Here is an 11336-nt window from a genome sequence, read left to right on the forward strand (position 1 = left end):
GGTTTACTTTGTATATGCTTCTATCCATTTTCGTGCGTTGACAAAGGCTTCCAACCAAGGCGAAACTTCGTCATTACGTTCACTGGGGTAATGTGCCCAGTTCCAAGGAAAGGTGGAGCGCTCTATGTGGGGCATGGTCACTAAATGCCTACCCGTTTCATCACAAAGCATTGCCGTGTTGTAATCACTACCGTTTGGATTGGCAGGATAGCCTTCATAACCATATTTTGCTACTATTCCATAGTGATCTTCTGGCATGGGTAAGCTAAATTTACCCTCCCCGTGTGATATCCAAACCCCCATGGTAGTACCCGCTAGTGAAGACAGCATTACAGAGTTGTTCTCCTGTATTTTTACAGAGGTAAAGTTGCTCTCGTGTTTATGCGAGTCGTTAAAGGTCATTTTTGCAAGCTTATTGTGTTCTGGGTTGATAAGATCTAGTTCCAAAAACAGCTGACAGCCATTGCAAATACCAACAGATAGGGTATCTTTCCGGGTAAAGAACCTTTGTAAGGTACTGTTGGCCTTATCGTTATATTTGAAGGCACCTGCCCAGCCTTTGGCACTACCGAGGACATCGGAGTTTGAGAATCCACCTACAGCACCCACAAACTGAATATCCTCCAACGTTTCGCGCCCAGTAATAAGGTCTGTCATATGTACGTCCTTCACATCAAAACCAGCAAGGTACATGGCATTGGCCATTTCCCGTTCAGAATTACTGCCTTTTTCTCGTAAAATGGCGGCCTTTGGCCTTGGTGTGCCCAGTTTGGATCTATCTAACAAACGCCCGGTAAAAGTGTCGGGAAATTTATAGGTAAGCGGCTGTTTTTTGTAATTCTTAAAACGATCTTGGGCCAGCGTATTTGCTGTTTGCTTTTGATCCAATAGAAAGGAGGTCTTAAACCAGGTATCCCTTAAGGAATCTACATTTAAGCCCATTTCCATACCTCCATTTTTAATGGTCAATTCGGGCTTTGCAACCACTTTGCCAATTTTATGGTAGGCTATATTAGCTTCGTTGAGCACCTGCTCCACAGAGGTATCCTTGGATTGAAACACCAAAGCAGTATTTTCGGCAAAAAGTAGTTTAATGGTATCTTGTTCGGCTAAACTTGAAAGGTCTAGATCGGCACCCAAATTAGTATCGGCAAAACAAAGCTCCAACAAGGTGGTAATTAGTCCGCCCGATGCCACATCGTGCCCTGCGAGTATTTTGTTATCCTTAATTAGATCCTGAATGGTATCGAACACATTTTTAAGGTATGCGGCATCCTTAATTGTTGGGGTTTCACTCCCTATTCGGTCACAAATTTGGGCAAAGGAAGAACCTCCCAGTTTATAACTATCTTGGGATAGGTTGATATAATAAATTGCACCCCCTTCTTTATGCAATACCGGTTCTACAATTTGTGTGATATTGCTACAGTGCGCACCGGCCGAAATAATAACAGTTCCGGGTGCAATGACCTCTCCATCTTTGTATTTTTGTTTCATGGAAAGCGAATCCTTTCCTGTTGGGACATTGATGCCCAAAGCGATGGAAAAGTCCGATATGGCCTTTACCGCCTCGTATAGTCTGGCATCTTCTCCTTCATTTTTACAGGGCCACATCCAATTGGCAGATAGGGAAACGGATTTTAATCCCTCCTTTAGTGGTGCCCATACAATGTTGGTAAGGGCTTCACCGATACTGTTCTTGCTTCCCGCTGCCGGATCAATCAGACCCGAAATAGGTGAGTGGCCAATAGCGGTTGCTATACCTTCTTTTCCTTTAAAATCGAGGGCCATAACCCCACAATTGTTAAGCGGTAGCTGCAAGGGACCTGCACACTGTTGCTTCGCTACCTTGCCCCCAACACAACGATCTACTTTGTTCGTTAGCCAGTCTTTACATGCTACAGCTTCAAGCTGAAGTACCTGCTCCAAATAATCATGAAAAAGGGATGTTTCATAGCCAATTTCCGGATAGTTATACTTAATCGTAGTATCGGTCATTACCGTTTTTGGTGAGCTCCCAAAGATATCGGATAGCTCAACATCCATTGGTTTTTGGCCACTGCTACTAGATTCAAAAGTAAACCTATTGTCGCCCGTTACATCACCAATAGTATACATTGGCGAACGTTCCCGTGCTGCAATTCGCTCCAAAAGAGCAAGGTCTTTTTCACCAATTACCAACCCCATGCGTTCTTGGGATTCGTTCCCTATGATTTCCTTAGCGGAAAGGGTAGGGTCACCTACGGGCAATTTATCCAGATCTATTTTACCTCCTGTCTCTTCCACCAGTTCCGACAGGCAATTAAGATGTCCGCCAGCACCATGATCATGAATGGATACGATGGTATTTTCATCATTCTCTACCATGCCACGTACCGCATTGGCAGCACGTTTTTGCATTTCCGGATTGGAGCGCTGTATGGCGTTTAATTCTATTACCGATCCAAATTCGCCGGTGTCCGAACTGGAGACTGCCGCTCCGCCCATGCCAATACGGTAGTTGTCTCCACCAAGAATAACGAGTTTGTCTCCCTTTGTCGGGATTTCCTTTATGGCCTGCTCCGCTTTGCCGTAACCTATGCCACCTGCCATCATAATTACCTTGTCGAATCCTAGGCGCCTTGCCTGGTGTTGATGCTCAAAAGTAAGTACGGAACCAGCAATCAACGGTTGGCCAAATTTGTTTCCAAAATCTGATGCTCCATTAGAAGCCTTAATAAGGATATCCATGGGCGTTTGGTATAGCCAAGGACGTTCTTCCATAGCATTTTCCCATGGTCTATTGTCTTCTAGCCTGGAATATGAAGTCATATACACGGCTGTTCCTGCCAAGGGTAAAGACCCTTTACCACCTGCCAATCTATCGCGTATTTCTCCACCCGATCCAGTGGCAGCCCCGTTAAAAGGTTCTACCGTAGTAGGGAAGTTATGGGTTTCCGCCTTTAGCGAGATTACGGATTGGAACCCCTTTTCTTCATAGTAATCTGGTTTATCCGGACTTTTTGGGGCAAACTGCACCACTTTAGGACCTTTTACAAAAGCCACATTGTCTTTATAGGCCGATACAATGTCGTTGGGGTTGTCTTTGGATGTCTTTTTTATAAGCTGAAAAAGGGATGATGGCATTTCTTTACCATCTATTATAAAGGTACCATTGAAGATTTTGTGCCGACAGTGTTCGGAGTTTACCTGGCTAAACCCGAAGACTTCAGAGTCCGTTAATTTTCTTCCCATTTTTTGGCCTACCTGCTCCAGATAAGTCACTTCCTCATCGCTTAAAGCCAACCCTTCTTGTTTATTATAAGCACCAATATCATCTATTTCCAAAATGGGTTCTGGGCTAATGTCAACTGTAAAAATATCTTGGGTAAGGCCATTATACTTTTGAGAAAGCATGGGGTCAAAGTCGGTATAACCCTTGTCTACTGCAGCAAACTCTTCAATACGCACTATCCCTTTAATTCCCATGTTTTGGGTAATCTCGGTAGCGTTGGTACTCCATGGGGTAACCATAGCGGCCCTAGGCCCAACAAAAAAGGCGTCTAGAGACGCCATGTTTATTTTTGGTTGGTTGCCGAACAACCATGTGAGTTTTGTAATTTCTTCGGGGGTAGGATCCTGATTTGTCTGAACGGCAAAGACTTTAGTGCTTAGACTTCCAAAAAAGTGAATCATGAACAACGATATATTTTATTTAGGAAAGCACAAATTTACATTTTATAGTGTATTATCGGAAGAGAAAAGTCAACATTTATAAAACGACTTGTTAACTATGCCCATTTTATTGTTGTACCCCTTTTTCCGTGTACCTTACCGCTAAGAAATGCAGATATGGGCCGTGGATATTAGATGCTATTGTCCCTGGCAATGAGAGATTAGTTTTTCTCTAGCAGGGCCATATAAAATCCGTCATATCCGGATTTGGAAGCGTAAATTTTGTCTTCCTTTACAAGACGAAAATCTTGTCCTTCGTCTGAGTTGAGAAAATACTGTACCTGTTCAAAATTTTCCTGGGGCAGAATGGAACAAGTGGCATATACCATTTTACCGCCTGTTTTAACTATTTTACTATAATCGCTGAGAATCTTTGATTGGGTTTTGGTAATTTTTTCCAAAAATTCGGGTTGTAGTTTCCATTTGGCATCAGGATTTCGGCGTAAGACCCCAAGACCTGTGCATGGGGCATCTATAAGGACCCTGTCCGCACTGCCGTGCAACTTTTTAATAACCTTTGTGGAGTCTATCGTTCTAGGTTCTATATTATGTGCACCGGCACGTTTGGCACGGCGCTTTAGTTCCCTCAGCTTATTTTCGTAAATATCCAAAGCGATCAACTGACCCTTGTTTTGCATAAGGGCCGCTAGATGTAGGGTTTTACCGCCGGCCCCAGCACAAGTATCTACCACCCGATGACCAGGTTGTACCTCTAAAAATTGTGAGACACGTTGCGAAGATGCGTCCTGTACTTCAAAAAAACCATTGCTGAAGGCATCGGTAACAAATACATTGGCCCGCTCTTTTAGTTTTAGTGCCTCCGGATACCCCTTAATAAAATCGGTCTCTATATCATTTTCCTTCAATACCATTCGGAGTTCCTTGTTGGTGGTCTTAAGGGTATTTACCCGTAAAATAACATCGGCTTGCTTGTTAAGGGCGCTTACTTCCGAGGTCCATAATTTTTCGCCAAGGGCTTTAACCCCAAGCTCATCTAACCAATCTGGGATGGATTCTTTAAATTTTCTGATTTTCGATAACTCATCGAACTTCCCTTTGATTCTTCGTGATGGGATGGGTTCTATTTGTTTCCAGTCGGGCACTTCTATGCCCCGAAGCACCGCCCATACCGCAAACAATCGAAATAAATTTGGACGACTATAAGGTGCTTTTACCTCTGCAATTTCCGCATATAGGCGTTTCCAACGAACTATATCATAGGTGGTCTCGGCAATAAATCCGCGATCTCTTGCTCCCCATCGTTTATCGAACTTCAAAACTTTTGCTACCACCTTATCCGCATACCCCCCTTCATTAAATATAAGGTTTAGGGCATCTACCACGGCGAACACCAGATTTCTATGTAATTTCATTGTTAAAATTAAGAACGCAAAGGTAGGGTTTTGAAATCGTATAAATTATGTAATTTGGCGACCAAACTCCGTCATTGGAAGAAAATTACTTTATTAAGGCCCTACAGGAAGGAAACCAGCAGGCTTATGGCGAATTGTTGCAAGCTTATGAGCAGCGGGTATACAACACCTGTATTTCCTTTGTACCTAATAAGGAAGATGCGGAAGACATTGCGCAAGAGGTATTTGTTGAGGTTTTTAACTCGGTCTCTAAATTTAAAGGGAATTCTAAGCTTTCTACCTGGATTTATAGGATTGCTGTAAACAAAAGTCTGGAGTTTATCCGAAAACGGAATACTAAAAAACGTTTTGGATTTATGCAATCTATTTTGGGAACAGGGCTTGCAATAGATAGAAGTTCTTATTTTACGGAGTTTAACCATCCTGGCGTTCAATTAGAGCAAAAGGAGAAGAATGAAATACTGTTCAATGCAATTAACAAGCTACCAGAAAATCAGCGGATTGTTTTTACCCTGCACAAAGTAGATGGGTTAAGTTATAAAGAAGTGGCGGAAATTGTTAATCTAAGTGTTTCCGCTGTAGAATCTTTAATGTTCAGGGCAAAAAAGAAACTACAGCAATTGTTGTACGACTATTATAAAAAAGAAGGAAATTAACGCAAGTTTTTTATGTTAAAGACATCTTAAAGGATACAAACCAATTTGCAGCATGAAAAAAAATAAGAATATTGAAAAACTGGTAGATGAAGTCCTAGATTCGGCCTCTACCATAGACACTTTAAAATCGCCTCCATTTTTTAAGGAACGGGTTTTTAATAAATTGGCGCGAAATGAGGATGTTGAAGAAGAAGACAGCCTACTTGGGTGGTTTTCCATTAAATATCAGGTGGCGGTTTTATTATGTTTCGTTACGCTTAATGCTTTTGCCTTGTTTTGGTATAGTGCGGGTAGCTACGATGTGAACGTAGACAACTTTGCGGAAGCTTATGGGCTCTCCAACCCTAATGATGAAACATTCTATAATTTAAATTAGATTTTATGAAGAAAAATTTACTCTTAACCCTTTTACTGGTTTTTTTGGTTTTAATGAACGGAGTACTACTTTTTCTTTTCTTTAGCAAACCACCTCGAAGATCTGGTCCCCCACATATGTTTGTTGTAAAAGAGCTCAATTTCAATACTTTACAGATGGAGCAGTATCAGGTATTGGACCAAAAGTTTGAGCAAGGTATGCGGCCATTACACCACCGGCGAAGGCAGTTAAAGAATGAAATGTTCAAAATGATTTCTGAAGGTAACGGTTCTGTCAAGGAGATAGATTCTATAACCGATTTAATTGGAGATTCCGAAAAAGAACGCGATTTAAAAGTATATTATCACTTTAGGGCTATTTATGAACTTTGTAATCCAGAACAGAAAAAGCGCTTTCAGCGTATAGTGCAAGATGCCCTCCAACGAGGTCGCAAAAAAGGCCCCGGACCGCCACATGGCCATTAAGATCTATAAGATAAAAACCTCTCTTGAAAACAAGGGAGGTTTTTTTATTGGGTACCGCAAGTTATTTTTCTTTTTATCATCTCATATTATATACACTTTAGACATAGGATATGATGAACAATTACTTTTTCTATTATTCACTAACCCATTTTAATAATTATAAATATGAAAAAGTGTATTGTTCTTTTGGCCCTAGCGGCCATATATTCTTGCGGAAAGGTAGAGGAGTTTACGGACATGGAAACCGAAGGGGAAATGATTGAGGAACCATTTGCGAATATGAGCTCCCTAGATCAGGAATTATTAACGGCCATAAACATAGCCTCGGATGGGGCAGGGGTCAGTTTTTTTGTATTGCCGGCTGAAACGGATTTGGCAAGCATACCACAAGACCCTAAAAACCCGCTAACTGCTGAAAAAGTGGCCCTTGGTAAATTATTGGTGCATGAAACAGCAACGGGGGGCGCTCCAAAAACAGTTTCTACAAAGTTTACCTATGCCTGTGCTACGTGTCATCCTGTGGCTTCGGGTTTTTATGCTGGGGCTCGCCAAGGTATCAGCGAAGGAGGGATTGGTTTTGGTTTTGCCGGTGAAGGTAGGCGTGTAGACCCAAGTGTTCCTTTAGATTCCGTGGATATTTTGCCTATAAAAGTACCCTCGTTATTGAATGTTGCCTACCAAGAGGTAATGCTCTGGAATGGTGCTTTGGGTGGTACAGGAATTAATACCCCCTATATAAATACGGGTACCAACGCCACTGATTTGCCAGATAATCTTTTAGGTTTCGAAGGTTTGGAAGTACAAGGCATGGCCGGGCAAGATGTTCATCGATTAAAAATAGACGAAGAATTTGCCGAAGAGTTTGGTTATACGGCAATGTTCGATGCTGCCTTCCCGGATGTGCCAGAGGCCGATAGGTACTCGCGCTTAACAGGCGCACTGGCCATAGCGGCTTTCAATAGGACGGTTTTAGCTACCCAGGCACCATGGCAATCTTGGTTAAAAGGAGATATGAGTGCCATGAGCGAACAAGAAAAGCGAGGGGCCATTGTATTTATGAACAACGGTAAATGTGTAAACTGCCACACAGGACCTTCTTTAAAATCTAACGAATTCCATGCGTTTGGCATGGGCGATTTAATTGGTAATGGTGCCATAATATTAGACAGAAGGGGTTTTAGAAAAGATGTTACCCGAGGAAGAGGGGCATTTACAAATCGAGAGGAGGATAACTTCAAATTTAAGGTCCCCAACCTTTACAATTTGGCAGATAACCCATTCTACGGGCATGGAGGAACACTTACAAGTATACAAGATGTGGTAGCTTATAAAAATAATGGCAATAAACAAAATGATCGGGTGCCCAACGATCGCTTGGCCGAAGAATTTGGGAATATTGATCTTAATCAGGAAGAAATAGAAGATCTCACGGCTTTTCTAACAGTCGCTTTACGAGATCCCAATTTAGAACGTTATGTGCCAGAAGAAGTACTTTCCGGGTTTTGCTTTCCGGCAAATGATGCTCAGGCAAAAGAAGAGTTAGGTTGCGATTAGTTTTTATGTTGGTTAGGTAGAAAGGGGAGGTTATTGGATACCTCCCCTTTCTTTATTGCAAAAAATGTGTTCAACCCGAGATTTGTCCTTATTTTTAGACATGCGTATTTCAATAATTCTTTTTTGTCTAGTTCTCTTTCAATCGTGCAACCAAAAAGTAGGTAGCCACAATTTCTCACAAGTTAAAATAGAACCCCTGTTTACAGATTCCCTTAGTATTAGGGCAATTGAAATTATGGACGGAAGTTTGGCTTTTGCCGCTAACAAAGGAACCTATGGTTTGATGGATTTGAAAACCAATGCCATAAAGACAAATAGTAAGATATATGACAGCATTATACCAGAATTTAGGGCCGTTGCCCATACCACTTCGGACTTCTTTATGCTATCTGTGGGCAGCCCTGCCTTACTTTTTAAAACTGGAGACAACGGCCAAATGCAGTTGGTATACCAAGAAACCGGCGATGGGGTATTTTATGATGCCATGACCTTTTGGAATGATATGGAAGGTATTGCTATTGGCGATAGTGTAGGTGGTTGCCTGTCCATTATTATCACTAGGGATGGAGGCCACAATTGGAAAAAAATTCCTTGTGATCAACTTCCTGAGGGAAGGGATAAGGAAGGTGCCTTTGCCGCTAGCAATACCAATGTGGTTACTAAAGGAAACAAAGCATGGATAGTTACCACTAGTGCCACCGTTTATTATACAAAGGATAAAGGCAATCATTGGGAGATATTCAATACACCCATTGTAAATTCAAAGGCTACCCAGGGGATTTATTCCATCGACTTCTATGATGAAGATTTAGGGTTTGTTATTGGAGGAGATTTTACAGACCCTGAGAACAAGGATAAAAATAAGGCTCTTACCACTGATGGTGGAAAAACGTGGCATTTGGTGGCCAATGGTTTGGAACCAGAATATAAAAGTTGTGTACAATTTGTCCCTAATTCTGGTGGGGAAGACCTTATTGCTCTTGGTTTCACAGGTATTTCGTATTCCAAGGACAAGGGAAAAACATGGACCTCTCTTTCGGAGGAATCTTTCTATACCTTACGATTTTTGAACGATTCCGTTGCCTATGCTGCTGGAAAGAACAAGATTTCAAAACTTACCTTTAAATGAAAAAGGGATGCAAGTACATCCCTTTTTCTAACACAATTCAACCAAACCAAACCAAATTGAACTAAACGTTGATCACTACGTAACCCCGGCCTTTTTTCTTATACCAAATACCTTTGTATTTGTATAACTTACGACCGTTATGTATAACTACCTTGTTTCCTCTAGGCAACCTTCTTACCGCAATTCCTGTTGGAGCGGCGCAGACTATATATTTTCTTCCTCTTACCTTATACCAAACCCCATCGGCAAAATGAAAGTTTATACCCTTATGGACTACCACTTTTGGTTTATGTAAAGTGGTTACCACGGTACCATGCCTGGGATAGACTTTTACTATTCTTTGCGCACTTAAGGAGGATAAGGTTCCAAACAATATTGCTGCGACTAAGATTATTTTTACGTTTTTCATCATTTTAAATTTTAGGGTTAATACTTCTTTGACTTGGGAAATGGAAAAAGGTTTAAACAAAAAAGAAGCCAATTGGCTTCTTTTTTTACACTATATCGATTTTCTTTAGTTACCCAGTCCCTTGCGGCGCTTTTGTATTTGCTGCAGCAGCCTTTTTTTGAAATCTTCCTCGGCTTTTATCAATAGAAATGCTTTCTTGGCAGATATGGCTTTGCCCATTTCTTTTATAAAGGACATATTTTCGTTATGCCGTTCTTGTTGTATTGCTATAGTTTGTTGCAGAAGATTGTTGACATCCCTATCGGACATACCGTCCATATTTTTAAGTGGGGCACGTACCTCCGAGATTTCTTTTCGCCTCAACGCCTCCAATTTATCCGAATGGGCGTTGTATATAGGCCAAAATGCCTGGGCCTCCTCTGAATTTAGGTTTAACCGTTCGGTTATAAATGCAACTTTTAAGGCCTTTATACGTTCCCCTGGCCTGCGCTGCCCATAAAACGAAGCGGTTACCAACAGGGCAAATACCAAAGCCAGCATTTTTGTTGTGTTATTCATCATATTCAAGGTTAAGGTCTTCTATATCGTCTATATTTTCATCAAGGTATTCAATAATATGTTCTCCATCCAATGCTATATCCAAGATGTCATTTATCTCTAGTTCCTCTACAGGGAGCACTTGGGCTATCTCGTAGGTAGTAAGTTCCAGTTCATTATGCTGTAAATAGGTTTCAATATCAGTATTGGCGAGGTCATCGAAGCTAATTTCGCCTGCACTGTTCCATTGTGTTCCAAATACAATGATTGCGATGGCAGCTATGGAAGCTGCCGCCAAATACCATTTTTTATTGGCCCATAGCGAAATCACCTTTGTTTCCTTATGGCCTACCTGTTGCGCCACTTTTGCTGAAAGATTCTCAAAATAGTCGTCAGGGACCTTAAATCCATCCTTTTTTGGTAAGGACGGGCCCACTTTGGATGTACGCTCCAAAATTTTGTCCGTAAGCTTATCAAAATAGCCGTCCGGAGTCTTAAAACCCTGTTTGTTGTTCGAATTTTTCATGTGTATAATTTGACCTTCAATATATTAAAAGGTTTAATCCGTTGTTAAATAGGCTTCCAGTTTTTTTACTGCCAAATGGTAGGAAGCTTTTAAACCGCCTACCGAGGTTTCTAAAATTTCCGATATTTCATCGTACTTCATTTCTTCAAAATACTTCATATTGAACACCAGTTTTTGCTTTTCTGGCAGCGATGCAATGGCTTTCTGAAGCTTCAACTGAATTTCATCGCCTTCAAAATAGACATCTGCCTCTAATCTGTCGGTCATTTTATCTATAAGTTCATCGTTGGTAACACCAAGTTTTTTCGACTTTGTCTTTAAAAATGTCAAGGATTCATTGGTTGCAATGCGGTACATCCAGGAATACAATTTGCTATCTCCTTTAAAACCACCAATATTCCTATACACCTTGATGAAGGTGTTTTGAAGTACATCATCCGTATCATCATGGTCCAATACTATTCTACGGATATGCCAATACAGCCGTTCCTTGTAGAGATTTACCAGTATCTCAAAGGCCTGCGACTGGGTCTCCTGTTGTTTTAGTTGATGTACTAAAGCTTCTTCGCCAATCAAAGTTTTTCGCTTATGGTTTTGT

11 protein-coding genes are annotated in these 11336 nt (G+C 41.3%); 5 read left to right on the forward strand and 6 right to left on the reverse strand.

The genetic code is table 11. The features are described from left to right. Nucleotides 1-3: 3 nt before the first annotated feature. Nucleotides 4-3675 (reverse strand): phosphoribosylformylglycinamidine synthase, encoded by a 3672-nt coding sequence (gene purL / locus ACEQ81_RS16185; protein WP_411031955.1) that lies wholly within the window; start codon nt 3673-3675, stop codon nt 4-6. 200 nt (nt 3676-3875) lie between these two features. Further along, nucleotides 3876-5087 (reverse strand): RsmB/NOP family class I SAM-dependent RNA methyltransferase, encoded by a 1212-nt coding sequence (locus tag ACEQ81_RS16190; RefSeq protein WP_411031956.1) that lies wholly within the window; start codon nt 5085-5087, stop codon nt 3876-3878. A gap of 74 nt (nt 5088-5161) precedes the next feature. Between ACEQ81_RS16190 and ACEQ81_RS16195 the strand changes: the two genes are divergently transcribed. The 5 genes from ACEQ81_RS16195 (at nt 5162) to ACEQ81_RS16215 (ending at nt 9266) form a co-directional block, all read left to right on the forward strand. After that, complete coding sequence (locus ACEQ81_RS16195) at nt 5162-5743, forward strand: RNA polymerase sigma factor (RefSeq protein WP_411031957.1); 582 nt, start codon at nt 5162-5164, stop codon at nt 5741-5743. Nucleotides 5744-5795: 52 nt separating this feature from the next. Beyond that, a complete protein-coding gene (locus ACEQ81_RS16200; RefSeq protein WP_411031958.1) occupies nt 5796-6119 on the forward strand; it encodes a hypothetical protein in 324 nt (107 codons plus the stop codon). Between the two features lie 5 nt (nt 6120-6124). Next, nucleotides 6125-6583 (forward strand): Spy/CpxP family protein refolding chaperone, encoded by a 459-nt coding sequence (locus ACEQ81_RS16205; protein WP_411031959.1) that lies wholly within the window; start codon nt 6125-6127, stop codon nt 6581-6583. A 165-nt stretch (nt 6584-6748) separates the two neighbouring features. Continuing rightward, nucleotides 6749-8137: a cytochrome-c peroxidase gene (locus ACEQ81_RS16210; RefSeq protein WP_411031960.1), complete on the forward strand. Its 1389-nt coding sequence runs from the start codon at nt 6749-6751 to the stop codon at nt 8135-8137. A 100-nt stretch (nt 8138-8237) separates the two neighbouring features. Further along, complete coding sequence (locus tag ACEQ81_RS16215) at nt 8238-9266, forward strand: WD40/YVTN/BNR-like repeat-containing protein (RefSeq protein WP_411031961.1); 1029 nt, start codon at nt 8238-8240, stop codon at nt 9264-9266. A gap of 61 nt (nt 9267-9327) precedes the next feature. Here the strand turns inward: ACEQ81_RS16215 and ACEQ81_RS16220 are convergent, their stop codons facing one another. From ACEQ81_RS16220 to ACEQ81_RS16235, 4 genes are all read right to left on the reverse strand, one after another. Further along, entirely contained in the window at nt 9328-9678 is a 351-nt protein-coding gene (locus tag ACEQ81_RS16220) for a DUF6515 family protein (RefSeq protein ID WP_411031962.1), read from the reverse strand. 102 nt (nt 9679-9780) lie between these two features. Then, nucleotides 9781-10236 carry a hypothetical protein gene (locus tag ACEQ81_RS16225; RefSeq protein WP_411031963.1) on the reverse strand — a complete coding sequence of 152 codons (456 nt, stop codon included), beginning with the start codon at nt 10234-10236 and terminating at the stop codon, nt 9781-9783. Beyond that, nucleotides 10226-10738 carry a hypothetical protein gene (locus ACEQ81_RS16230; RefSeq protein WP_411031964.1) on the reverse strand — a complete coding sequence of 171 codons (513 nt, stop codon included), beginning with the start codon at nt 10736-10738 and terminating at the stop codon, nt 10226-10228. The genes ACEQ81_RS16225 and ACEQ81_RS16230 overlap by 11 nt, the downstream gene beginning before the upstream one ends. Nucleotides 10739-10771: 33 nt before the next feature. Next, nucleotides 10772-11314, reverse strand: coding sequence for an RNA polymerase sigma factor (locus ACEQ81_RS16235; RefSeq protein ID WP_411031965.1), 543 nt, complete (start codon nt 11312-11314; stop codon nt 10772-10774). Nucleotides 11315-11336 lie beyond the last annotated feature (22 nt).

This window comes from Spongiimicrobium sp. 3-5 (assembly GCF_046557915.1).
Taxonomy (GTDB): domain Bacteria; phylum Bacteroidota; class Bacteroidia; order Flavobacteriales; family Flavobacteriaceae; genus JBHEBG01.

Excerpts from the sequence above, each read along its gene's own strand:
- ACEQ81_RS16230 (WP_411031964.1), bottom strand. The coding sequence starts at position 10,738 with ATGAAAAATTCGAACAACAAACAGGGTTTTAAGACTCCGGACGGCTAT.
- ACEQ81_RS16225 (WP_411031963.1), bottom strand. The coding sequence starts at position 10,236 with ATGATGAATAACACAACAAAAATGCTGGCTTTGGTATTTGCCCTGTTG.
- purL (WP_411031955.1), bottom strand. The coding sequence starts at position 3,675 with ATGATTCACTTTTTTGGAAGTCTAAGCACTAAAGTCTTTGCCGTTCAG.
- ACEQ81_RS16205 (WP_411031959.1), top strand. The coding sequence starts at position 6,125 with ATGAAGAAAAATTTACTCTTAACCCTTTTACTGGTTTTTTTGGTTTTA.
- ACEQ81_RS16215 (WP_411031961.1), top strand. The coding sequence starts at position 8,238 with ATGCGTATTTCAATAATTCTTTTTTGTCTAGTTCTCTTTCAATCGTGC.
- ACEQ81_RS16220 (WP_411031962.1), bottom strand. The coding sequence starts at position 9,678 with ATGATGAAAAACGTAAAAATAATCTTAGTCGCAGCAATATTGTTTGGA.
- ACEQ81_RS16200 (WP_411031958.1), top strand. The coding sequence starts at position 5,796 with ATGAAAAAAAATAAGAATATTGAAAAACTGGTAGATGAAGTCCTAGAT.
- ACEQ81_RS16210 (WP_411031960.1), top strand. The coding sequence starts at position 6,749 with ATGAAAAAGTGTATTGTTCTTTTGGCCCTAGCGGCCATATATTCTTGC.
- ACEQ81_RS16190 (WP_411031956.1), bottom strand. The coding sequence starts at position 5,087 with ATGAAATTACATAGAAATCTGGTGTTCGCCGTGGTAGATGCCCTAAAC.